This is a genomic window from Bradyrhizobium sp. 191 (assembly GCF_023100985.1).
Classification (GTDB): Bacteria; Pseudomonadota; Alphaproteobacteria; order Rhizobiales; family Xanthobacteraceae; genus Bradyrhizobium; species Bradyrhizobium diversitatis.
This window is the reverse complement of record NZ_CP064692.1, coordinates 3831139-3852683: the sequence shown is the minus strand read 5'-3', so window position 1 is coordinate 3852683 and position 21545 is coordinate 3831139. Positions and strand designations below refer to the sequence as shown.

Sequence of the window (21545 nt, the reverse complement as noted above, 5' to 3'; positions counted from 1 at the left end):
GTCAGCGTCCCTCGCGCGACAGGCGCGGATTGAGCGCATCGTTGAGGCCTTCGCCGATCAGATTGAGGCCGAGCACCGAGATCAGGATGGCGACACCGGGAAACACGGTGATCCACCACGCCTGGCGGATCACGGTGCGGCCGGCGCCGACCATGTAGCCCCAGGAAATCAGGTTGGGATCGCCGAGGCCGAGGAACGACAGCGAGGATTCCAGGAGGATCGCGGTCGCCACCATCAGCGAGGCCAGCACGATCACGGGCGACAACGCGTTCGGCAGGATCTCGCGCAGGATGATCCAGCTGTTGCTCTGGCCGGTGACCACGGCGGCCTGGACATATTCGCGTGTGCGCAGCGACAGCACCTCGCCGCGGACGAGGCGTGCCACCGGCGGCCAGCTCACGATGGCGATCGAGGCCACGATCGAATAGATCGAGGGCTGCAGGATCGCGACCAGCACGATCGCCAGCGCGAAGCTCGGAATGGTCTGGAAGAACTCGGTGAAGCGCATCAGGGCGTCATCGACCTTACCGCCGAAGTAGCCGGCCATGGCGCCGATCGGCACGCCGACGATCAGTGCGACCAGCGTGGAGACGAGGCCGACCAGCAGCGAGACCCGTGCGCCGAAGATCATGCCGGCGAACACGTCGCGGCCGAGCGCGTCAGTGCCGAGCGGGACGGTCGAGAGCGTGAACGGCGGGAGGAACGGGCGCTGCACCATGCGCCACGGCGAGTTCGGGAACAGCATCGGTCCGAACATCGCGACGGAGATCGCAAGCAGGAGGATGACGAGCCCGACGACCCCGCTCGGGCTCTTCAGCATCGATTTCCAGAACTGTTTCATGAGGCGAATTCGATGCGTGGGTCGACCAGCCGGTAGACCAGGTCGGTGATGAGGTTGAAGATCAGGACCATGGCGGAGCAGATCACGAAGACGCCGAGCAGCAGATTGTAGTCCCGCTGCAGCAGCGCGTCGTACATCAGGCGCCCGATGCCCGGCCAGGCGAACACGGTCTCGGTGATGACGGCGCCGCCGATCAGCGTGCCGGAATGGACGCCGGCGAGCGTCACGACGGGAAGCAGCGCGTTGCGCAGCACGTGGCGGCGCTGGATCACGGCATCGGAGAGACCTTTCGCACGCGCGGTCTTGACGAAGTCGAGCCGTTTCACCTCCAGCATCGAGGCGCGCGTCATGCGGGTATAGGTCGCCATGAAGAACAGGCCGAGCGTCATCGCCGGCATGATCAGATGTTTTGCGACGTCGAGCGCATGAGCAGGGCCGGTGAGATTGGCGCCGACCGTCTCGTAACCGAAGCTCGGCAACCAATCCATGGTGACCGAGAACAGCAGGATGCCCATCAGCGCCACCCAGAAGATCGGCATGGCGTAGAAGATCAGCGCGAACACAGTGATGGCGGTGTCCAGGAAGGTGCCGGCAAAGCGCGCGGCGAAGGTGCCGAACAGGACGCCGAGCGCGAGCGAGATCGCGAAGGCGGTTAGTGTCAGCAGCAGCGTCGCCGGCAGCCGCTCGCCGATCAGCTTTGCGACCGGTGCCTGCTGGCGGAAGGAGAAGCCGAGGTCAAGCGTCACGACGCCCTTGACGTAGATGAAGAGCTGCTCGGGCAATGGCTTGTCGAGCCCGAACTTCTCCCGGAGCTGCTTGACGAAGACCTGATCGGTGGCCCCGGCCTCGCCCGCCATCACCACCGCGGGGTCGCCGGGCGCAAGGCGAATCAGGAAGAAATTGAGGACGACGATCGCGAGCAGGACGATCACGCCCTTCACGACACGCTGAGTAACAAAGGAGAGCATCTAGAGAGTCATGTCTTGGAGCATGGCCTAGAGCCACGGTGACGGTGAACTCCCTCGCCCCGCTTGCGGGGAGAGGGTCGGGGTGAGGGGGATTCTCCGCGGGGACGGCGAGAATTGGACTCGCGGAGACTCCCCCTCACCCGAATGCGCGCAAAGCGCACATTCGACCTCTCCCCGCAAGCGGGGAGAGGTGAAAGGCAGCGCCTCACTTGTCGAGCCATGCGTCCTTGAAGCCGTCATTGACCCCGATCCCCGTGGTGATCAGGTTCTTGACCTTGCAACGCATGATGGTCGGGAACTGCAGCTCGAGCATCCAGGCCACCGGCACGTCCTCGACCAGGATCTTCTGCGCCTTCTCGTAGATCTCCTTGCGCTTGGAATCCGGCGTCGCGACCGCGCCGTCGGCGAACAGCTTGTCGATCTCCGGGTTGGAATAGCCCTCGACGTTGTTGAACATCTGGCCCTTGGCGATGGCACTGGAGACGTAGTTGCGCCCCACGCCGAGCGCGGGATCGCCGTACTGGTACAGATAGGTGAAGGCGATGTCGTAGTCCCACTCGGCGATCTTCTGGTTGCCGCCGGCAACGTCGGTGGCGATCGTCTCGATGGTCATGCCGACGTCCTGGAGATTCTGCTTCACCGCTTCGCCCCAGCGCTGCCAGGTCTCGCCATAGGCGAGCGGCAGCAGGCGGATCTTCTCGCCCTTGTAGCCGGCTTCCTTCAGCAGCGCCTTGGCCTTGGCCGGATCGTACGGATATTTCTTCACGTCGTCGGTGTAGAACTTGATGGTCGAGGCTGACGGGCCGGTCGCGACCTTGCCGAGCCCGTTCCAGATCACGTCCTTGGCGAAGTCGCGGTCGATCGCGTACATGATCGCCTGCCGCACCCGCTTGTCCGCGAGCGGCCCCTGGCGGTTGTTCAGCCACAGCCACGCCAGCGGCGAGAAGAACTCCCAGCCGGCGCCGGTGACGCAGGTGTCCTTCAGCTTGGACAGCCGCGGCACGTCGAAATTCTCGACCGAGCCGCCGGGCAGCACGTCCACCTTGCCGGTCTCATACGCCACCGCGCGCGCCGCGGCGTCGGGAATGACCTGCCAGTAGATCTCGTCGAGATAGGGCTTGCCCTTCTCGTGGTAGTTCGGGTTCTTGACTAGGCGGATGAACGAGCCCTTCTGCCATTCCTTGAACATGAAGGGGCCGGTGCCGACAGGCGCGTTGTTGTAGGGATTGGTCTTCCAGTCGGTGCCTTCGTAGAGATGCTTCGGCACCATCGGCATCGAGCCGACCTCGAAGATGCCGAGGAAGGGCCCGAACGGCTGTTTCAACGTGAACACCACCGTGTAGTCGTCGGGCGCCTCGACCTTCTCGACCTGCGCGAGATTGTTGCGGGCGCGCGCGTGGGTCTGCTTCAGCATCTCGATCGAAAACAGAACGTCGGCGGCGGTGAAGGGCTTGCCGTCATGCCAGGTCACGCCCTTCTTGAGCTTGAAGGTGTAGGTCTTGGCGTCCTCGCTGACGCTCCAGCTCTCGGCAAGCTCCGGCTGCGGCTCGAGCTTGGGGCTGTAGCGCAGCAGGCCTTCGAAGATGTTGCCCGACACCATCTGGGTCGGGCCGTTCTGGATCTGCGCAAGCATCAGGCCGGGTGGCTCGGGCTGGATCACGGCATTGATCGTGCCCCCTGTTTTCGGCGCTTGTGCCAGCGCCGGGGCCGTGAGGCCGCAAGCCAGGAGAAGACCAAGCAACACTCGTTTTGACATGTCGTATCTTTCTCAAGCGAGGCCAGCCGCACACGCTTCGCAACGTCCTGGCGCGCAAAGCGACGGTCGGCCCATCCCAGTCCCCATCCGATATCGAGGCTCACACAGTCTCGTTCGGCGCCGCAAGATGAAAGTCTCGACAGTGTTCGCACAAAAAATGTACAGCGCGTCCTGTTTCTGCCGCGGGTCCTTCTGCGACGTCAGGCTGGCTCGCGCCGGGCGACCAGGCGGCCTCGCGGCAATGCCGGTCGTGATTGCACAAGCCTGCGCCTGCGACCAAAAGCATCAGGCCGCCTCGCCCGAGCACCCACTGCAGCTTCGCAAGCGCCTTCTTCCAATTTGTCCGCGGTGCGAAATATCGTCCTCGGAAAGGGCCGCGACGCCGCCGGTGAGTTCATGATGTGCTGCGAATTTGATCCGGATCAAAGCCGAGCCACCGCTTTTGCGATCGAATGGCAACTGGCGGGACGCGGCACTGCGCGTCCCGTTTCCTTGAGCCGTGAGACGATCCATGGACATTCTGGCCACGACGATCCCTGGGGATGACGATAGCGGGCCTGACGTCGCCGGCCTCGATCCATCGTCGAAGGCGGGCGTGCAGCACTGCCTGCAATTGCTGAACAATGCCGGCCTGCGTCCGACGCGCCAGCGCCTGGCGCTCGGCCAATTGCTGTTCCTGGGCGGCCATCGTCACGTCACCGCGGAGAGCCTCTACGAAGAGGCGATGGCGACGAGCGCGTACCTGTCGCTCGCGACCGTCTACAACACGCTGAACCAGTTCACCGAAGCCGGCCTGCTGCGCCGGATCGCGGCCGACGGCATCAAGTCGTTCTTCGACACCGACACGTCCGTGCATCCGCACTTCTATCTCGAAGGCGAGGATATGCTGGTCGACGTTGCCGACGGCCTGGCCTTCACAAAAGTGCCCGAGGCGCTTCCCGGCCACGAGATCGCGCGGCTCGACGTCATCGTCCACCTGCGCCGGAAGAGAACGTAGCGCCGCGCCTTACCGTAACCCCGCCCGCCGAAATCCCTCCAGATAGTGCTCGCGATCCCCGTCATTGGCCCACGGTAGTTGCGTCGCGATCCAGTGCAGCGAGATGCCCGGTTGGGTGCGACGGAGCTCGCCGAGCGCCATCTCCGCAAGCGATCCGTCGCCCGTCATGCCGGCGGAGACCGCGAGCACGCGGTAGGCGCCGGTGAGGTCGCCGCGATGGCGGATCGCCTCGCGCGCCAGCGCGATGGCCTCGTCATAATGCCGCTCGGTGAAGCGGGCATAGGCGGCGATGCCGTGATAGATCGCCAGTGACGGATCGCGCGGTGACAGCCGGATCGCCCTTTGCGCGGCCTCGAACGAATCCCGGGAACGTCCGGCATAGGACAGCGCCAGCGCGTAGTAGCCCTGCGCCAGCGAGAAATTCGGATTGAGCGCGAGCGCCTGCTCGAACTCGGACAGCGCGTCCGCAAGCCTGCGTGTCGAGAAGCAGACGCTGCCGAGCGCGGCATGGGCCCAGGCGTCCTCATGGTCGCAGCGCACCGCAGCGAGCGCGGCGGCTTCCGCGACCGGGGCAACCGCGGCCAGCTCGGCCCAGCCGAGATGCACGCCGAACATGGCGTTCACGGCCAGCACCGACAGCGCCTGGCCGTAGTTCGGATCGATGGCAATTGCGTGCTCGAGCAGCCCCCGGGCGGCGTCGTGATCCTGCCGGGTCACGCGCCAGTAATGCGACAGCGCACGCATCAGCAGGTCCCAGGCGTCCAGGCTCGCGGGCGGCTTGCGATGGGCGCGAAAATTCTCGGCCGCGTGGATCTGCGGCTCGATCGCCGCGGCGATCGCGTTGGTGATTTCGTCCTGCACGGCGAAGACGTCGACGAGCTCGCGGTCATAACGCTCGGCCCAGAGATGATTTCCCGACACGGCGTCGTTGAGCTGCGCGGTGATGCGCACCCTTTTGTCCGCCTTGCGCACGCTGCCTTCGACGACGTAGCGGACGCCGAGCTCCTCGGCGATCTGCCTGATGTGGACCGCGCGCCCCTTGTAGGTGAAGGACGAGTTGCGGGCGATCACCATGAACCAGCGCTGCTTCGACAGTGCGGTGAGGATGTCTTCGCTGATCCCGTCGCCGAAATAGTCCTGCGCGGGATCGCCGCTCATGTTCTCGAAGGCGAGCACCGCGATTCCAGGGCGGTCCGTCACGCGCGGAGGAGCCGGCTTTCCTTCCGTCCGGGCGGGCGAGGCTGCCGCTTCTTCCCGGACCTCGCCGACGAAACGAAAGCCCTTGCGAGGAATGGTCTTGATCAGCCGCTGGGCCGCGCCGTCGTCGCCAATCGCCTTGCGCACGGCGTTGATCCGGCTGTTCAGGGCGGAATCCGAGACGATGCGGTCGCCCCAGATCTGGCTGATCAGGTCACCCTTGCTGACCACACGTGCGCGTTGCGTGACCAGATAAAGCAAGAGATCGAACACTTGCGGCTGCAATGGAACGGCTGCTCCGGCGCAGGTCAATTCGCGCAGATCGCCGTCCAGCACGTTGTTTTCAAAGAGAAATCGCACGTTTCCGTCGTCTCAAGCAAAAATCAAAGTCGTCTCAGGCGAAAATCAACCCTCCGCGAAAGTCCCGGGACGACCGATCCGGCATGGTGCGACGACCAAACCGTGTCGATGTCTCGGCACAACGGAGCATTTCATGACCCAACTTGATCAACAGGTTCATTCTATCGGCCCGGAGGTGACGGGCTCTCGCATTTTCAAGTTCATCGCCTTTCTGTACGGAATTGCGGCATACCTCGTGTTTTTCGTCACCATTCTCTACGCCATCGGCTTCGTCATGGGGGTGATGGTGCCAAAGACCATCGACACCGGAAGCGACTCGTCGACGGTCGAGGCCCTCATCGTCAACCTCCTCCTGATGTCGCTGTTCGCCCTTCAGCACAGCGTGATGGCACGCAAGCAGTTCAAGGCCTGGTGGACGCAATTCGTGCCCAAGCCGGTTGAGCGCTCGACCTATGTACTGTTCGCGAGCCTGTCATTGCTGCTCCTGTTCTGGCAATGGCGCCCGCTGCCGTCGGTCATATGGAGCGTCGAGAATCCGGATGTTGCCGTGACACTGGTCACGCTGTCCTTCGCCGGCTGGGTGCTGGTCTTCACCTCGACCTTCATGATCAACCATTTCGAGCTGTTCGGACTGCATCAGGTGACCGACCATCTCGCCGGCAAGGAGGCGGCGCCGCCGCGCTTCAAGACGCCGCTGCTCTACAAGTTCGTCCGCCATCCGATCTATCTCGGCTTCATCATCGCGTTCTGGGCGGCGCCGACCATGACCGCTGGCCACCTGCTGTTCGCGGCCGTGACCACGCTCTACATCTTCGTCGGCATCGCGCTGGAGGAGAACGATCTCGTCGATCTCTTCGGCGAGGAGTATCGGCAGTACAGGCAACGCGTCTCCATGCTTATCCCCTGGCGCCGGTCAGTATAGTCTCGGCCTCGCCCCGCGCGTCCACCGAAAGGAGAACGCGCGGGGCGCCGACGCGCAATGATGATCCCAAAAAAAGAACGGAGACGCCCAAATGAAACATGTCGGAAACTGCTTCTGTGGCGCGGTCACGGTCGAGGTCACGGGTGCACCGGAGGCGATGGGCTATTGCCATTGCCGCTCCTGCCGCTCCTGGTCGGGCGGTCCGGTCAACGCCTTCAGCCTGTGGAAGCCCGAGGCAGTGCGCATCACCGAAGGCGCTCAGAATGTCGAGACCTTCGTCAAGACGCCGCTCAGCCAGCGCAAATATTGCAGGAAGTGCGGTGGTCATCTCATGACCAACCATCCGCCGCTCGGTCTGGTCGACGTCTTCGCCGCCACCGTCCCGACGCTCGCGTTCACGCCCGGCGTCCACGTCAACTATGCCGAGACCGTGCTGCCGATGCGCGACGGCCTGCCCAAGCTGAAGGATTTTCCGGCCGAGTTCGGCGGCAGCGGAGAGATGATCCAGGAGTAGCGGCGCCTTCAGTTGAAGGCTCCTCCCTGCGGCCATCCTTCGAGACGCCCGCTTCAGGCGGGCTCTTCAGGATGAGGACGGAGTGTGCGGGAGCAGTTTCAACGAGCACTGATGCCGATTAGCCTCATCCTGAGGAGGCGCGTCAGCGCCGTCTCGAAGGATGAGGCGTACGCACAGGTCTTCAAGAGGGCGGCAGAGCGCCGCCCTCGCTGCCTTCTCCAATGGGGAGAGGGACGAAAGACTAGCCTCCGCGCGATTCAACGACCTTGCGGCAGGAATCCGAGAGCTTCGACTTGTTCTCGCGCAGGCAGGCGTTCATCTGCGGCGGCTTGCCGATATGCTCGGCGCAGAATTTGCCGGCGTCGCCGCGGCAGGCCATTTGCTCCTGGATCGATGGGCCGGACTGTGCAGCAGCCGGCAGGGCGGCAGCAGTGAGCAGCAGCGCGGCAAGAACCGAAATTTTCATAAGGCACCTCTCTGGAATCGTCGTTGGTCCCGACCGGGATCACGCGGCCGGACCATCTCGCGAAGTTCCGGCGCGGGTCCATGCCATGTTCATGGCGTCGGCTAATCCTCCCGTCCGGGCAGCGCTATCGCATTTGCACCTTCACCAGAGGTCGTCATGCCCGGGCTTGTCCCGGGCATCCACGTTTTGTGCTGCGTGGCAAGGCGTGGATGGCCGGGACAAGCCCGGCCATGACGATGTGGAGACTATCGTGCCCAAAAGTGTGCTGCTCATATGCGATAGCCCCGCCCGACCGCGGTACCCCCATCTTCATGGCATGTATCCCAGCACCGACTTTTGCCATTCAGGCTGCACCTCGGCTGCGAAACCCGGTGATTGCATCGGGACGCCGAACGGGAAGCAGGAGAACAAGATGTCGAAGAGAGCTGGAGCGCTGAGCGCCGGGCTGACGATCGTGGCCCTGGCGGGCGCGGCGATGGTGTCGCTGGGCACGAGCCCGGCGCAGGCGGTGGTCTATTGCAAGACCGTCGGGGTGCCCAAGGGCTGCGTGGTGCGGCCGACTGCGGCGGTGGTGGTCGCGCCGGGAGCTCCGGTTGCGCGGGCTGCGGTCGCGACCCCCGGTGTCGGCGCGCCCGGCGTCGGCGTGCGCGCAGGTACGCCGATGAATCGCGGCGGTCCGGTCAATCGCGTCGGCGTGCGCTGACCTGTCTTTCACCTTGCCCCGCTTGCGGGGAGAGGTCGAATTCGGGCGTAGCTCGAATTCGGGTGAGGGGGACTCTCCACGAGTCCAACTGCGTCCGTCCTCGCGGAGACCCCCTCACCCCGACCCTCTCCCCGCAAGCGGGGCGAGGGAGAAGAGTTCGGGCCAACGGAGCCTGCGGAAGAACCCCCCGTCCTCCGCAGGCAATCACCCGGCCCGTCCCCTCTCTCCGTGCGCCCCACACGTCCGGAGAGGGGGCTTTTCAGCCCGCAGCCATGTCGCTGTCGGGAAAACGCTGCGGCAATTGCAGCCGCACGCGCGTGCCGGAGGCATCCGAGCTCAGGTCGAGCACCGCGCCGCAGCGCGCGGCACGGCTTCTCATGTTGCGCAGGCCGCGCGCGGTCTGGCCCGCGCCCGCGGCCTCGCAATCGCCGGCCAGCGCAAAGCCCCGGCCGTCATCCGTGACGCTGATCACGCCGTAAGGCCCCTGGCTTCCGTCATGCGTCTCGATGGTGACTGCGACGTGGCGGGCCTGTGCGTGCTTGGCCGCGTTGGTCACGGCCTCGTCGAGGATGCGCACGATCTGGATGACGTGCCATGGCCTCAGCTCGGGATGCAGCGGCAGGCCCTGCGGCGTCGCCACGCGCCAGTCGAGCGCGATGTCGTGCGGCCGCAATTGCGCGGTCGCGCGCTCGCGCCAGGAGCCGAGCGCGAGCATCAGGTCGCCGCCGATGTCGTCCATGGAGTCGATGACGAGGCGCAGATCCTTCAGCGCCGCGCGGGCGGCGTCCGTGATGGTCGTGCCCTCACTGCCGCGCTCGGACAATGCGACGATGCTCACGAGCTGACCGCCGAGACCGTCATGCAGGTCCCGCATCAGGCGCGTGCGCTCGTTGGCGAGCGCGGCGGCGCGGGCGCGCTCCTCCTCGCGGGCAAAGCTCGCCTTCAGCCGTTCCTCGGCTTCGCGCACGCGCGTCACGAGCTGCCCGGCAAAGCTGTCGACCTGGTTCAACGCGCGGGCAAAGCGCCAGGTCAGCCCGGCGCCGATCGCGACCAGCATCGCCGAATAGGACAGGCGCGAGACGAAGATGCGATCGTTGGTCTCGATCTCAAGCACCGTGAGCATGTCCTGGATCCAGCAGACCAGCACGATGGTCACCGCGCAGCCGATCATGAAGCTCGCCGCGTCCTGCCGCCGTACCACCGCGGCAGCCGTGACGCAGGCCATCAGGAACAGGCAGAGCCCGACGGTGGGAATGCCGAGCACCAGGAAGAGGATCCGCGGCAGCGGCGGGCCCCCGATCAGCCCGACCACGAAGACGAGGACGCCGGGCACGAACAGCAGCGTGCCGTAGCGCGGCCAGCGCCAGCCGAAGAACAACACGCCGAACACGACGACCAGCGCACTCTCGATCGGCGCGGACGCCAGCAGCACCGCGGCGAGCCGGGATGCGGTGGCCGGCGGCACCGGCGCCTGCGCGAACGCCTGCACCACGCCGAGCACCATCGCCACCGCCAGCACGCCATAGACCGGCTCGCGGCGCCGCATCAGCCACATGATCGCGAGGATGACGGCCAGGATCGCCTGCCAGGCGGAGAACACCACCGGCAGCGTGACGAACAGCAGCGTGCGTGTCTCATAGGCCGGGCGCAGGGCGGCGTCCGGCCCGACATAGACGGTGTCGAGGAAGCCCTTGAGCGGTCCCCACACGAACAGCCGCACCGTGATCTCGTTGCCGCCCTCGCGCAGCAGCGAAGCGGGGATGAGTGCGATCTGCGGCGTGTTGCGGTCGGGCCGGTTGGCGTTGGCGTCGCGCCGGGAGTCGAGCACGACGACGCCGTTGACGGCGACCTCGACCGCGTTGCTGAAGCGCGGCAGGAACACCGACCAGCCCGAGGCCGCATCGCCGCTCTGGAAGGTGAAGGCGCCGGTGTAGAACGGCGGGTCGGCCAGGGAGTAGCGCGACGAGGTGAAATGCGGCAGCGTCACGGGGCGCGTGACGCCGTCCTCCCGCAGCGCGAATCCGCCGAGCGCAAAATCCTCGGGGTCGCTCGGCTGGAGCAGCCGCAAGCCGAGAATGGTGGCGATCACGATCAGCACCTGGAACAGCAGATAGGGCACGAGGCGCGAGGCCAGCAGCCGGCGCCGCGCGGGTGTGGCCGGTGCCTTCATAGGTGCCTTCGTAGGTGCTTTGGCCGCGGTCTCGCTCACAGCTTGATCAGGCCCTGCTGCACCGCCTCGAACACCGCTTCGCTACGCGTGTGCACTTCGAGCTTGCGATAGATGTTCTTGATGTGGCCGGGCACGGTCTGCCTGGACAGGCCGAGATGGCTCGCGATCTCGGCATAGCTGAAGCCCTTCGCGATGCCCCAGAGGATGTCGATCTCGCGCGGGGTGAGCCTCGCGGTGTTGAGCGCGGGCCCGGGCGGCGGCTCGGCCGAATTCTGTGCGACGCCTTGCGTTCTGCGCACGATGAAACGGGCGATCGAGGCCGAGATCGGCGAATGTCCCGCGACCAGGTCGCGCACGGTGGTGGCGATGTCGGTGGGGAAGGCGTCCTTGAGCAGATAGCCGGTGGCGCCGACCGTGATCGCTGAGATCACGCTCTCCTCGTCGCCGAGCGCGGAGATCACCATGATCTCGGTGTCGGGGAAGCGCTGGCGGGTTTCGCGGATCAGCTCGACGCCGTGGCCGTCGGGCAGCCGCAGGTCGGTCAGCAGCACGCGCGGCGCGCCGACGCCCAGAGCCTGCCGCGCCTCCGCAAGCGTGCCGGCGCTACGCACCTCGTAACCGGCCTTGACCAGCGCATCCTGGAGCCGCCAGCAGGTCGGCGCGTCGTCTTCGACGAGGAGGATGGTGATGGCCTCACCCGTCTCGCCCTGTTCGGTCATGATCATCGTCCCGCGACCCGCGTGTCCCCCGCGGCGCGAAGCAAGTCTACCCGCAGCGCGGATGCCGCGACACCCATAATCATGGGGGCGGCGACAACTTGGTCCCGAGGTCAGGCGCGGATGGACGGTCGTTGGTTGCGCCGAGGCTAGAGCGCGTACTCATCCGCGCCGCACTCAGGGCGCGGATGAATCCACTCTGCCTCCGACACCGGCCCATGACGGCATCTCACCAGATGTCCGAGTTGTCACATCAGCAGACTTAAACGGTCTGCAAACCTCATTCCTGGAGAGGCGCGAACCTAGACGACGTTGTGTTACCATGGCTAGCATGTTTCGCTTCAGAATCCCGCCCACCGTTCTGCTCGTCCTTATCGTTGGGGGCACGTCCTGCATTTACGTGTTTTTCGGCCTCTATCTACTGATCGCACTGATTGCGTTAAACTTGGCCTGCCTGCTGCGGGCCCCGATCGCGAGATGGCGCGGGTGGGGCGCTGAAGGGCGGCTCACGAGACACCTCAGTCGTCCCCGGTTCGAAGACGAAAGCCGCAGAGCCAGTTAAGCGCGAGCGCATACGTACTCCTAAGGACGAGGGATGACGGTTTCAGAGGAAGTCCGAGTTTGGCGGTTGCGAGCGCGAGGCTTTGCAGTTGCTGGAGCTCTATGTCTCGCGTTGATTTTCTTGCTGAAGATTCTCGGTCCAACCGAGTTCGTGAAAAGCTCGATTGGTCCGCTTGTTCTGGTGCTCGTCTTGCTTTGGCTCTACGGGCTATATTGCACCTACCGATATTGGAAAGATTTTAGAGAAGATGAAATACGACGCGGCGGATCAGCGGAAACCGCTCGCGAAAAATGGCATAATCTGCACCCGCCCCCAGGCTAGATGCTGGTGGGCGGCAATGGCTCAACAGCGCCGGTTTGACCGGCGCCGTATCACTTCCGGTCTGCCCGATCAGGGACCATATATCTGAGCGGAACCGAGCTTCGCCTTCGGGCCACAATCTGCCGTCCAGTTTTTAGATAAACTTGAGATTGCTCAGCGGATACAAGCTTAAGCTTGAGTGGGCTAAAAGGATTTGGGTCTTGCTATCGGAGAGGCTCGATGACGCTCTTCCAAGGGCTAGTGGTTCTCGGTGGGATCGCTTTGTTAGCCATCATTTTTGTAGGGTTCGTCAAAGGCGACAGCGTCAAACCGGATGATACCCCAGAGAGGTTTTCCGGTGGAAGTCCCGGCGGCGATTTCTCGAACTAGCATGTTTGTCCGTTTCGTAGTTGGCACCGACCGTGAGAATCACCGATGGCTGACGGGTATCATCACTGAGGCGCGCCTGCTTCGCGATGGCGGGCAACTCGCCCCTTATCAAGCGGCTTGGCTGGAAGATGCGTATGCGTGGCTGAATGCCCATCTACCTTGTCCGCCATTCTCAACGAGCAACTGGGGACCAGAATGAGCTGCTGCCGGTTTGATGGACACCGGGTTAAGCTAATCCTACCTTGCGCTCGAACTCAACCGGGCTGAGATAGCCGATGGTCGAGTGCCTGCGGGTGGTGTTGTAGAATCTTTCGATGTAGTCGAACACATCGGCTCGTGCCTCGTCTCTGGTCCTGTAGGTTTTGCTTTCCGTACGCTCGGTCTTGAGCGAGGAGAAGAAGCTTTCCATCGCCGCGTTGTCCCAGACGTTGCCGGATCGGCTCATGCTGCAAACGATGCCGTGGTCGGCCATCAGGCGCTGGAACTGCTCGCTTGTGTACTGGCTGCCCTGGTCGGAGTGATGCAACAGCGCATCCGGCTTGCCGCGTCGCCAGACGGCCATCAACAATGCGTCCGTCACGAGCTGTGCGGTCATGGCGGCACTCATCGACCAGCCCACCACCCGGCGCGAGAACAGGTCGATCACCGCCGCCACATAGAGCCAGCCTTCGGCCGTCCAGAGATAGGTGAAGTCGGCGATCCATTTCTGGTTCGGACGCTCGGCGGCGAACTGCCGGTCAAGGAGGTTCGCCGGTACGGTCTCAAGCTGTCGATCGCCGCTGTCCTTCGGCAAGCGTCGACGTCGCGGCCGCGCCCGCAAGCCTTGCAGCCGCATCAGCCGCTCAATCCGGTGCAGGCCACAATCCGCCCCTTCGGCGAGCAGGTCGCGCCACACCCGGCGTGCGCCATAGGTGCGGTCGCTGGCGGCGAAGCTGGCCTTGACCTTGCCGCCGAGCTCCTCGTCGCTGCGGGATCTGGCGCTGGGAGAGCGGTTGAGCCAGGCATGGAAGCCCGACCGCGATACTCCGAGCGCATCGCATAGCCATGCCACCGGCCAGATCGTCCGGTGCTTCGCGATGAAGACGAACTTCATGTCGCTTCCTTCGCGAAGAAGGCTGCGGCCTTTTTTAGGATGTCGCGCTCGGCCTTCAGCTTGGCGACCTCACGGCGCAGCCGCTCGATCTCCTGCTGCTCCGGCTTCATCTGGCCGTGACCGGGAAAGGCCTGCACCGGATCGGAGCCGAACTCTTTCACCCATTTGCGCAGAACGTTCTCATGGACATCCAGGTCGCGCCCGGCCTGCGCCACCGACACCCCACGCTCCCTAACCAGCTTGACCGCCTCGATCTTGAACTCGCGACTGAACTTCCGTCTCTTCATCGCCCACCTCCGGCTTCATGAAACACCTAATCTCGGTGTCCATCAAACCAGCAGCAGCTCAGAAGCGGTTTCTTGGTTTAAGGACACGGCCGAACCCTCGATCAAAAAAATGTGGGAAATCGCGGTTCTGCTTGAGGAGCATGGCACCGCAGTGCGCCTTCTCAGATCGAAGAACCCAGGAAAGATTATCTATGAGGACGACTTCCAGATCGTAGTTCGTGAGTGGAAGCGCCTTTAGGCGGGAGCCGAACGCCCATGTCTCCTTTGGGTCTTGGTCGTGTAAAAACGCCGGTCGCTAGGCAGTCGAGCGGAAGTCATGATCGCTTGGTGTCAGGCCGCGATCGCAGCCATCAGCGGCTTGACCCCGACGATGTTCATGACCCGTGTCAGATTGTAGGCCAGGACGGAGAGCGCCATTTCGGCCGCCACTTTCGGAAGCGTTTTGGTCAGGAAGTGTGTCGCTCCCATGCGGGCTTTCATGGTGCCGAACGGATGTTCGACTGTTTCGCGACGCTGACGCATGGCGTGCGGGTTTGCATCAAGGCGATGCTGCACAGCCTCGAGCAGATGCTCATGCTCCCATCGCGTAAGCCGCCGTTCTGACCCAGGCGTGCATTGGGTCTTGAGCGAACAGCTTTGACAGGCCGTCGTCCAGTAGCGCCGCAGCACCTTGCCGTCTTCTTCATTCGTATAGCGATATGACAGCCGCTCCCCGGCCGGGCAGCGATAGGCGTCCTCCTCTGGCAAATAGGCAAAGTCCTGTTTACCGAAGCGTCCGTCTGCCTTAGCGCCGGACGTTAGCGGTTTGGGCAGAGTTACTGTGATGCCTGCTTCGTGGCACGCGAGGATCTCTGGGCTGTTGAAGTAGCCGCGATCGGCTACCGCTTCGAGCGTCTCGGTCTTGAGAACAGCCTTCGCCTGCTTGGCCATATTGGCAAGTTGTGCCCGATCCGAGCCGCTGTTCGTCACCTCATGCGTCACAATCAGATGGTGCTCGGTGTCTACGGCGACCTGTACGTTGTAGCCAACAACGCCAGAGCCGCGGCCGCTCGTTGCCATCGAGCGGCTGTCGGGGTCGGTCAGCGAGATTTGCTGGTCAGGCGAAGCAAGCATTTGCTTCTCGTAGACGGCAAGCTTGCCCATTTCCTCCTTCAGCTTTGTCAGCTTCTCGGTAAGCCTCGTCACCTTCGTGGCCAGCGCCTCCGTCGGCTCCTGGCGGTCGGCCGTGTCAAGTTGGCTCAGATAGCGCGCGACGCTCTCCTCCAACTGAGCACGCCGTCGCTCCATCTTCGCGCGCGTGAAGTTCCTGTCCCGGTTGTTCACGGCCTTGAACTTGCTGCCATCGATGGCGACGCTCGCCGTCGCCAGCAGACCAATGTCTCGGCAGAGTTCGACGAAGCGCGCACATACCTTGCGCGGCGCCAGGCCGTTGTCCTTCCGGAAGTCCGCAATCGTCTTGTGATCGGGAGCGAGCCGACCCAGCAGCCACATCACCTCGACATTGCGCCCGGCCTCTCGTTCCAGCCGCCGACTCGACTGTATCCGGTTCAGATAGCCGTAGATGTAAAGCTTAAGGAGCACCGAGGGATGGTGCGACGGCCGACCCGTGGCCGCCGGCTCCACACCCTCAAAGCCCATCTCAGCCAAACCGAGCGCATCGACAAATACGTCGATCACGCGAACTGGGTTGCTCTCGTCAATGAAGTCATCGAGGCATTCGGGCAACAGCGTCCGCTGCCCACGATCCGCCTCTTCAACGAAGCGCCTCATCGATTCCCCCAAAGAATCACAGGAGAATCATAACAGCAGTCCAGTGTTTTCACACAGCCAGGGTCGCCAGCCGCCGATCACGTTCAGGCAGGTGACTTCCGCCTTGACTTGCGGAGCCGACGCTTATGAGTACACACCCTAGCCCGGCTACGAAAGATCGACCCGCGGCGGCGGATAGCGCCGGGCCAGCACCGACAAGGATAGAGGCCGTTCGTCCTCCGGCAGCTCCAGATAGGCCAGCACGAGCGGCCGCTTCCAGTCGCCGATGCCGAAATCCATCGCCGTCCATTTCTGCGGCTCGGGGCCTTCCAGGCCCCGCACCCAGACGAAATAGCGGGGAAGATCGTCGGCATCCGTCCTGCGTGTCCTGGCCATCGAAGCTGCTCACTGCATCCCATCGTATGCGAGAGGATATAGGCAGCGACCGCGCGAAGTCGAATGCCTCGCGGCGGTAGGGGATCTAACTTCTATCGACGCTCGAACAGCAGATGCCGCTTCGCTCCTGGGGCTCCGCGCCGATACGGCAGTTGGGCGCGCAATCTCTCCTCCTCGTCATTGCGAGGAGCTCTTGTGACGAAGCAATCCAGGCTAGCTCCGTGGGTGCATTCCTGGATTGCTTCGCTGCGCTCGCAATGACGATGCGGAGACACGCGGGGCAAGAATGAAGCTGTGGCTGCCGCAGATGGTTCTCGGCCGGAACAAGGTCTGTCCGAACGCTCGCCGCTTCGTGGCTCGAAAATTCTTATTGACCGAAATTCGGAAATAGCGTATATATGCTGCGCCCCGGCCCAAGGATAGGGGCGTTTCGCGATCGTCACGATACGCGGGCCGGGTGGCGGTGGGCGCGGAGCGCATCGGCGCGCATGCAATCGCAGGGCGGGCCTGGCCCGTGAGCGGTTGCGCGGCGCGCACACGACCGGTGCGATTCGCGTACGGCAAAAGCGTGTGGTCCTGACGCCCGGGGTCTGTGCGTCAAGGCTTGCGGTGATGTGGCGGCCCGACCGGGCGCGCGCATCGGTCATCCGCAAGGCGACGGGGGCAATAGTGCATCGCTCCCCGGGGAGAGCGCGCCATAAGCCGTCAAACCACTGCGCAGGGAAGGCCGGTATGTCCAGGCTGCCCTGTATGCCGCTGTGCATCTGTCTTCGCGCAATTTGCGCACAGCGGACCGCGGGTGCCAGCCGGCGCCCGGTCTTCCCTGCGCCCTTTCCAACGAAGGGGCGTCGAGAGAAGCACAAGGCTCGGGCGTGATGCGTCGCGAGGCCGTACGGGCGTGTCCTGTTGCCTGAAAATTGAACGGTGCCCGCATCCTGCCAATCACCGCCACAAGTCGCAGATCGCCACGCGGTTGATGTCGGCGAGGCGGCGGTCGGCGTTTCCGTGCGGATCGAGGCTGCCGACCAGCGTCAGCAGGCGTCGGTAAGCGCGATCGGCGACGTCGACCGGCAGCGGGGCCTCGTCAAAGGCCTCGACATAGCTGCCGACGAGGCCGCTCAACAGACGGCACAAGCCGCGCTGGGCGGGATCGTCCCGGCCGAGCGTCTCGAGCAATTGCTGAAAGGTCTGGAAGGTCCGCAAGCCGTGGTGCTGCTGCGAAAGCCACGCGTGCAGGTCGTTCATGTGAGCTCCTTCGAGTGACGGAAGAAGCTACCGGTTTATACAGGGGGCATGGGAAGATGGCTAGGGAGGGGAAGATTGAGTGTGTTGAGCCAGTCCGTCTTCGCCAAGAGGCTTCGCCGGACACGCTTCGCCCTTCGAGCTTCGCATGGCCGCGCCACGCGTAGCCCGAAGGGCGAAGCGTGGTGCCCCTGGCCGGAATCGAACCAGCACTCCTTGCGGAACTCGATTTTGAGTCGAGCGCGTCTACCAGTTCCGCCACAGGGGCCCTCGGTCGGCCCCAAAGGGGCGTCGCGAAGCCGGCGGACTATAGCCATGGACAAAGCGGGGTCAACCCGCGCCAAAGTGATCCCGGCCGTTCTCGACAGACGCACGGGCCGGGGCTAGAGGCTTGTGGATCCGACCACCGGAAAGAGGCTGCCGTGACGACCCAGAGTGCTGTCATACCAGCGTTCAAGCAGGCCAGTGCGGGCCCCGCGCTGACCGCCTCGCTGCTGGTCACGCTGATCGCCGCAGTCACGATCGCCGGCGCCTGGTTCTTCCAGCTCGTGTTGGAGATCCTGCCCTGTCCGCTCTGCCTGGAGCAGCGCTACGCCTATTACCTCGTGATCCCGCTCGGCGCGCTGACGGCGCTGGCGGCGAGGAGCGGCGCGCCGCGGCCGCTGCTGCTGGCGGGGCTCGCGATCCTGGCGCTGGCGACGCTCGCCAATGCCGGCCTCGGCACCTATCACGCCGGCGTCGAATGGGGTTTCTGGAAGGGGCCGACCGATTGCTCCGGGCCCGTCGTCAATCTCGGCAGCGCCGCTGATCTGCTGTCGAAGCTCGACACCGTGAAGGTGGTGCGCTGCGACGAGGTGCAGTGGCGCTTCCTCGGCCTGTCGCTCGCCGGCTACAACGTGCTGATCTCGTTGCTGATGGCCGCGATCGCCGCGTGGGGTTTTGCGCGGACGGCGAAACGCTAAGGCCTAATCATCCACATCGTCCTGCGTGCGTCCGAACAGATGCACGATGCCCGGGGTTGCGATCGTCACGAAGACGAAGCGCGAGAGGTGGTGGGCGCCGACGAAGATCGGGTCGATGTGCAACGTCAGGGCCAGCGCCAGCATCGCATCCATCGCGCCCGGCGCGAAGGCGACGACGACGTCGGAGAATTTCACCTGCGTGGTCAGGGCCACGATCCCGACGAAGATGGCGGAGACGGCGATGGCCACGGCAAACGAGCCCAGTGCCGCGCTGAGGTGGCCGGCGAGCGTCTTGATCCGCATCCGCGCGAAGCGGCTGCCGATCAGTGCGCCGATGCCGACCAGCGCCACGCCGCGGACCCAGTCCGGCAGGCCGCCCTCGACCCATCCGGCGCCGTGCAGCAGGCTGGAGGCGATCATCGCGCCGAACATCCAGCTCGCCGGAAACCTGATCAGCCGCAAGACCAGCGCGGCGGCCAGCGACGCCGCGGCCAGTTCGAGGAGGTCGAGCGGCGAGGCGATCGTCGTCGTCAGCGACGGCGCAGCAGAGGACGCTACGCCCGCAAGCGCCAGCACCATCGGCAGCGCGGCGGTCAGGATGATGACGCGCATGGTCTGCACCACCGCGATGCCCGGCAGGTCGGCGCCGCGCTCGACCGCAAGGATGGTGATCTGCGACAGCGCGCCGGGACTGCCGGCCAGGAAAGCCGAGGTGCGATCCCAGCCATGGATCCGCTGGAGGTAATAGCTCGAGCCGAACGTCGAGCAGAAGGTGGCGAGCGCCAGCAACCCGATGGTGACGGGATAGGCGCCAACCTGCTGAAGCAAATGGCGCGAGACCACCGACCCCAGCGAAATGCCCAGCAGCACCAGCACGGTCTGGGTCAGGATCGGCGGCAGCGTCAGCTGGCGGCCGGCGATTGCAGCGATCCCGACCGCGATCATCGAGCCCGAGATCAGCCCGCCGGGAAGGTTCGCGACGAGAAACACCAGACCGCCGGCGGTGCCGATGACGAGCGTCTCCACCGTGCTCAATATGCTGGCACGGCTCGGCCATTCGAATGTCAGGGAGGCGGCGATCTGCTTCACGCCACCTTATCGCAAATCGGCGGGAGGCGCACAATTGCAGGCTCGTCATGCCGCAATGCGCGCGCCTCTCGCGGATGCTCGCGGAGGGTCGTGACGGGACTTACTTCTTGTCTGAGGCAGGAGCGGCGGGGGCGGCGGGAGCGACGCTGCCGGCCTTCGCCTCCTTCTTGCACTCACGGCGAAACTTCCTGCGCTCCTTGCCCTTCAATCCCTTGGCGTCCGCCCGCCTGGAGCATTCGAGCGACTCGGCCGAACGCTCCTTCGGTGCCTTCTTGTCGGCGGTGGCAGCGGTATCGGTCTTTGTTTCGCTCTTGGCTGCCGGCGCTGCGGTCTGTGCGAAGGCGGTGCCGGTGGCGAGCAGCGAGGCGAGGGCGACGACGGCGAGGCGAGACGTGAAGGTCATGTGTTGCACTCTGCTTGGAAGAATGACGAAGGGCTGGACGGTCGGCCTGCATTGCTGAACGCGACATGAATGAGCTGAGCGACGGGATCACTATATTTTGGCGGCGATTGCGATCGCATCCTTGTCGCAAGCGGCCGACACGCTAGGATAGCAATGTTCGTTTCACTTCCGTCGGGAAGACCAAGCAGGAGACCCAGGGATGATCATTCAGACGAGATTGTTGTGTGCGATTGCAGTGTCCGGTGTCGCGGCATTGCTGGCGAGCGCGCCGGCGCAGGCACTGACCGCGCAGGAATGCAGCGCGAAATATCAGGCTGCCAAGAAGGACGGCTCGCTCGGGACCATGAAGTGGAATGACTTCCGCAAGGCCGAGTGCGGTGCCGATGCGAAGCCCGCCGCTGCACCGACCGCAGCTGCTCCGGCTGCGCCCGCCGCTCCTGCCGAGCCGAAGCAGGCGGCACCCGCCGCCGCGCCGGCCCTGCCAGCCGGACCGGCGGTCTATCCGAACGCGGTCGATCCGAAATATACCAAGGAGACCCCCGGCAAGGCGCGGCTGCACACCTGCGTCGACCAGTATAATGCCAACAAGGCCACCAACGGCAATGGCGGCTTGAAGTGGATCCAGAAGGGCGGCGGCTATTACAGCGAATGCACCAAGAAGCTGAAGGGCGCCGCCTGAGCTTCGAATCGAGACGATGGCCGGAGCAGCGCTCCGGCCATTTCGCCTGGAGCGTTTTCGAGCGAAGTGGACAGCGGTTCGCGTCAAGAAAACGAGTCAAAACAAGAAGCTGGAGCCGCGTTCCGATTCCATCCGAAGGCTCTAGTCGAGCAGCTTCTCGGCCGATCTCGCCACGAGCTGCGATCGCTTCCGCGCGCCGCTCTCGACGAACAACAAGCTCTGGCCGAAGATGAAGCAGTAGAACAGGAAGGCCTGCGCCTCGGCCGCCTCGGCCGCTAGGCCGGTCGCACGATAGAGTTCGCTGACGTGCTTGAGCCGTGCCGCGTCGACGCTCGCCACCGCCCCAGCGGCGTTCTCGTCCGAGCGGGCCCATTGCCGGATCGCGAGCTCGATCGCCATGCCCTCCGGATTGAGGCGCTCGGAATAGAGCTGGATCAGAGCCTTCAGGCGCTCGCGGGGTTCTTGCCCGTCGAGACTGGTCTGCTGCGCGATTGCGGCGATGCGTCCCTCGCGCCAGCCTTCCAGCATGGCATCGAGCAGCGCGGCGCGGTCGGCAAAGCGGCGGTAGAAGCCGCCCTTGGTGACGCCGAGATTCTTGGCGAGCACCTCGACCCGGACGCCCTCGACCCCCGCGCGGGCGAGCTCGGCAAAGCCTGCCTCGACCCAGACATCTCCCTTGCCGTCACTCATGAAGGAAACCCCACCGGCCGTTGATACGGTACCGTATTGCTAACGCGACACGGGTTTGATACGCTACCGTATCAACGATCAAAGACGACATTG

General features: G+C 64.4%; 21 protein-coding genes and 1 tRNA gene. 7 read left to right on the top strand and 15 right to left on the bottom strand.

Features of this window, described 5'->3' with window-relative positions; genetic code table 11:
- Window position 1 precedes the first annotated feature (1 nt).
- The 3 genes from IVB23_RS17905 to IVB23_RS17895 all read right to left on the bottom strand — a co-directional run bounded on the left by IVB23_RS17905 (window position 2) and on the right by IVB23_RS17895 (window position 3565).
- Window positions 2-841, bottom strand: coding sequence for an ABC transporter permease (locus IVB23_RS17905; RefSeq protein WP_247804476.1), 840 nt, complete (start codon window positions 839-841; stop codon window positions 2-4).
- Window positions 838-1809: an ABC transporter permease gene (locus IVB23_RS17900; RefSeq protein ID WP_247804475.1), complete on the bottom strand. Its 972-nt coding sequence runs from the start codon at window positions 1807-1809 to the stop codon at window positions 838-840. The genes IVB23_RS17905 and IVB23_RS17900 overlap by 4 nt, the downstream gene beginning before the upstream one ends.
- Before the next feature lie 205 nt (window positions 1810-2014).
- On the bottom strand, window positions 2015-3565 hold the full coding sequence (locus tag IVB23_RS17895) for an ABC transporter substrate-binding protein (RefSeq protein WP_247804474.1): 1551 nt from the start codon (window positions 3563-3565) through the stop codon (window positions 2015-2017).
- A 511-nt stretch (window positions 3566-4076) separates the two neighbouring features.
- Here IVB23_RS17895 and irr point away from each other — a divergent pair.
- On the top strand, window positions 4077-4562 hold the full coding sequence (gene irr, locus IVB23_RS17890) for a Fur family transcriptional regulator Irr (protein ID WP_247804473.1): 486 nt from the start codon (window positions 4077-4079) through the stop codon (window positions 4560-4562).
- A 9-nt stretch (window positions 4563-4571) separates the two neighbouring features.
- Here the strand turns inward: irr and IVB23_RS17885 are convergent, their stop codons facing one another.
- A complete protein-coding gene (locus tag IVB23_RS17885) occupies window positions 4572-6119 on the bottom strand; it encodes a winged helix-turn-helix domain-containing tetratricopeptide repeat protein (protein ID WP_247804472.1) in 1548 nt (515 codons plus the stop codon).
- A gap of 133 nt (window positions 6120-6252) precedes the next feature.
- On the opposite strand from IVB23_RS17885, the gene mddA reads away from it, so the two are divergent.
- Window positions 6253-7041, top strand: a complete 789-nt coding sequence (gene mddA / locus IVB23_RS17880) for a methanethiol S-methyltransferase (RefSeq protein ID WP_197969080.1) — start codon at window positions 6253-6255, stop codon at window positions 7039-7041.
- A gap of 91 nt (window positions 7042-7132) precedes the next feature.
- Complete coding sequence (locus IVB23_RS17875) at window positions 7133-7555, top strand: GFA family protein (RefSeq protein WP_247804471.1); 423 nt, start codon at window positions 7133-7135, stop codon at window positions 7553-7555.
- Window positions 7556-7796: 241 nt separating this feature from the next.
- On the opposite strand, the gene IVB23_RS17870 is transcribed toward IVB23_RS17875, so the two are convergent.
- A complete protein-coding gene (locus tag IVB23_RS17870; protein ID WP_247804470.1) occupies window positions 7797-8021 on the bottom strand; it encodes a hypothetical protein in 225 nt (74 codons plus the stop codon).
- A gap of 412 nt (window positions 8022-8433) precedes the next feature.
- Here IVB23_RS17870 and IVB23_RS17865 point away from each other — a divergent pair, with 412 nt between their 5' ends.
- Entirely contained in the window at window positions 8434-8724 is a 291-nt protein-coding gene (locus IVB23_RS17865; RefSeq protein ID WP_061882694.1) for a hypothetical protein, read from the top strand.
- Between the two features lie 259 nt (window positions 8725-8983).
- Here the strand turns inward: IVB23_RS17865 and IVB23_RS17860 are convergent, their stop codons facing one another.
- Together IVB23_RS17860 and IVB23_RS17855 are read right to left on the bottom strand one after the other, a co-directional pair.
- A complete protein-coding gene (locus tag IVB23_RS17860) occupies window positions 8984-10894 on the bottom strand; it encodes an ATP-binding protein (RefSeq protein ID WP_247804469.1) in 1911 nt (636 codons plus the stop codon).
- Between the two features lie 35 nt (window positions 10895-10929).
- The gene (locus IVB23_RS17855; RefSeq protein WP_061882693.1) at window positions 10930-11613 is read right to left on the bottom strand and encodes a response regulator transcription factor; all 684 of its coding nucleotides are present in this window, start codon (window positions 11611-11613) and stop codon (window positions 10930-10932) included.
- A 1099-nt stretch (window positions 11614-12712) separates the two neighbouring features.
- Here IVB23_RS17855 and IVB23_RS17850 point away from each other — a divergent pair.
- Entirely contained in the window at window positions 12713-12862 is a 150-nt protein-coding gene (locus IVB23_RS17850) for a hypothetical protein (protein ID WP_247804468.1), read from the top strand.
- 226 nt (window positions 12863-13088) lie between these two features.
- Here IVB23_RS17850 and IVB23_RS17845 read toward each other — a convergent pair.
- The 5 genes from IVB23_RS17845 to IVB23_RS17825 all read right to left on the bottom strand — a co-directional run bounded on the left by IVB23_RS17845 (window position 13089) and on the right by IVB23_RS17825 (window position 17897).
- A protein-coding gene (locus IVB23_RS17845; RefSeq protein WP_247800703.1) for an IS3 family transposase occupies window positions 13089-14242 on the bottom strand; the annotation gives its coding sequence in 2 pieces (ribosomal slippage) (window positions 13089-13993 and window positions 13993-14242; 1155 coding nt in all).
- A gap of 330 nt (window positions 14243-14572) precedes the next feature.
- Entirely contained in the window at window positions 14573-16012 is a 1440-nt protein-coding gene (locus tag IVB23_RS17840; protein WP_247803554.1) for an IS1182 family transposase, read from the bottom strand.
- 147 nt (window positions 16013-16159) lie between these two features.
- Window positions 16160-16387, bottom strand: coding sequence for a hypothetical protein (locus tag IVB23_RS17835; protein WP_197969414.1), 228 nt, complete (start codon window positions 16385-16387; stop codon window positions 16160-16162).
- A gap of 942 nt (window positions 16388-17329) precedes the next feature.
- Window positions 17330-17632 carry a hypothetical protein gene (locus IVB23_RS17830; RefSeq protein WP_247804467.1) on the bottom strand — a complete coding sequence of 101 codons (303 nt, stop codon included), beginning with the start codon at window positions 17630-17632 and terminating at the stop codon, window positions 17330-17332.
- Between the two features lie 180 nt (window positions 17633-17812).
- A tRNA-Leu gene (locus tag IVB23_RS17825) sits at window positions 17813-17897 on the bottom strand.
- Between the two features lie 154 nt (window positions 17898-18051).
- Between IVB23_RS17825 and IVB23_RS17820 the strand changes: the two genes are divergently transcribed.
- Window positions 18052-18591 carry a disulfide bond formation protein B gene (locus IVB23_RS17820; protein WP_247804466.1) on the top strand — a complete coding sequence of 180 codons (540 nt, stop codon included), beginning with the start codon at window positions 18052-18054 and terminating at the stop codon, window positions 18589-18591.
- Window positions 18592-18594: 3 nt separating this feature from the next.
- On the opposite strand, the gene IVB23_RS17815 is transcribed toward IVB23_RS17820, so the two are convergent.
- Window positions 18595-19680, bottom strand: a complete 1086-nt coding sequence (locus tag IVB23_RS17815) for an AbrB family transcriptional regulator (RefSeq protein WP_247804465.1) — start codon at window positions 19678-19680, stop codon at window positions 18595-18597.
- Between the two features lie 100 nt (window positions 19681-19780).
- Window positions 19781-20083 (bottom strand): PsiF family protein, encoded by a 303-nt coding sequence (locus tag IVB23_RS17810; protein WP_247804464.1) that lies wholly within the window; start codon window positions 20081-20083, stop codon window positions 19781-19783.
- A 199-nt stretch (window positions 20084-20282) separates the two neighbouring features.
- On the opposite strand from IVB23_RS17810, the gene IVB23_RS17805 reads away from it, so the two are divergent.
- On the top strand, window positions 20283-20762 hold the full coding sequence (locus IVB23_RS17805; RefSeq protein WP_247804463.1) for a hypothetical protein: 480 nt from the start codon (window positions 20283-20285) through the stop codon (window positions 20760-20762).
- Window positions 20763-20903: 141 nt separating this feature from the next.
- On the opposite strand, the gene IVB23_RS17800 is transcribed toward IVB23_RS17805, so the two are convergent.
- Complete coding sequence (locus IVB23_RS17800; protein ID WP_247804462.1) at window positions 20904-21452, bottom strand: TetR/AcrR family transcriptional regulator; 549 nt, start codon at window positions 21450-21452, stop codon at window positions 20904-20906.
- Between the last annotated feature and the right edge of the window lie 93 nt (window positions 21453-21545).

What these genes read in the sequence shown, in the direction of transcription:
- IVB23_RS17905 (WP_247804476.1), bottom strand. Translation starts at nt 841, where the DNA reads ATGAAACAGTTCTGGAAATCGATGCTGAAGAGCCCGAGCGGGGTCGTC.
- irr (WP_247804473.1), top strand. Translation starts at nt 4,077, where the DNA reads ATGGACATTCTGGCCACGACGATCCCTGGGGATGACGATAGCGGGCCT.
- IVB23_RS17860 (WP_247804469.1), bottom strand. Translation starts at nt 10,894, where the DNA reads ATGAAGGCACCGGCCACACCCGCGCGGCGCCGGCTGCTGGCCTCGCGC.
- IVB23_RS17840 (WP_247803554.1), bottom strand. Translation starts at nt 16,012, where the DNA reads ATGAGGCGCTTCGTTGAAGAGGCGGATCGTGGGCAGCGGACGCTGTTG.
- IVB23_RS17875 (WP_247804471.1), top strand. Translation starts at nt 7,133, where the DNA reads ATGAAACATGTCGGAAACTGCTTCTGTGGCGCGGTCACGGTCGAGGTC.
- mddA (WP_197969080.1), top strand. Translation starts at nt 6,253, where the DNA reads ATGACCCAACTTGATCAACAGGTTCATTCTATCGGCCCGGAGGTGACG.
- IVB23_RS17900 (WP_247804475.1), bottom strand. Translation starts at nt 1,809, where the DNA reads ATGCTCTCCTTTGTTACTCAGCGTGTCGTGAAGGGCGTGATCGTCCTG.
- IVB23_RS17850 (WP_247804468.1), top strand. Translation starts at nt 12,713, where the DNA reads ATGACGCTCTTCCAAGGGCTAGTGGTTCTCGGTGGGATCGCTTTGTTA.
- IVB23_RS17830 (WP_247804467.1), bottom strand. Translation starts at nt 17,632, where the DNA reads ATGAACGACCTGCACGCGTGGCTTTCGCAGCAGCACCACGGCTTGCGG.
- IVB23_RS17870 (WP_247804470.1), bottom strand. Translation starts at nt 8,021, where the DNA reads ATGAAAATTTCGGTTCTTGCCGCGCTGCTGCTCACTGCTGCCGCCCTG.
- IVB23_RS17835 (WP_197969414.1), bottom strand. Translation starts at nt 16,387, where the DNA reads ATGGCCAGGACACGCAGGACGGATGCCGACGATCTTCCCCGCTATTTC.
- IVB23_RS17865 (WP_061882694.1), top strand. Translation starts at nt 8,434, where the DNA reads ATGTCGAAGAGAGCTGGAGCGCTGAGCGCCGGGCTGACGATCGTGGCC.
- IVB23_RS17805 (WP_247804463.1), top strand. Translation starts at nt 20,283, where the DNA reads ATGATCATTCAGACGAGATTGTTGTGTGCGATTGCAGTGTCCGGTGTC.
- IVB23_RS17855 (WP_061882693.1), bottom strand. Translation starts at nt 11,613, where the DNA reads ATGACCGAACAGGGCGAGACGGGTGAGGCCATCACCATCCTCCTCGTC.
- IVB23_RS17810 (WP_247804464.1), bottom strand. Translation starts at nt 20,083, where the DNA reads ATGACCTTCACGTCTCGCCTCGCCGTCGTCGCCCTCGCCTCGCTGCTC.
- IVB23_RS17895 (WP_247804474.1), bottom strand. Translation starts at nt 3,565, where the DNA reads ATGTCAAAACGAGTGTTGCTTGGTCTTCTCCTGGCTTGCGGCCTCACG.
- IVB23_RS17800 (WP_247804462.1), bottom strand. Translation starts at nt 21,452, where the DNA reads ATGAGTGACGGCAAGGGAGATGTCTGGGTCGAGGCAGGCTTTGCCGAG.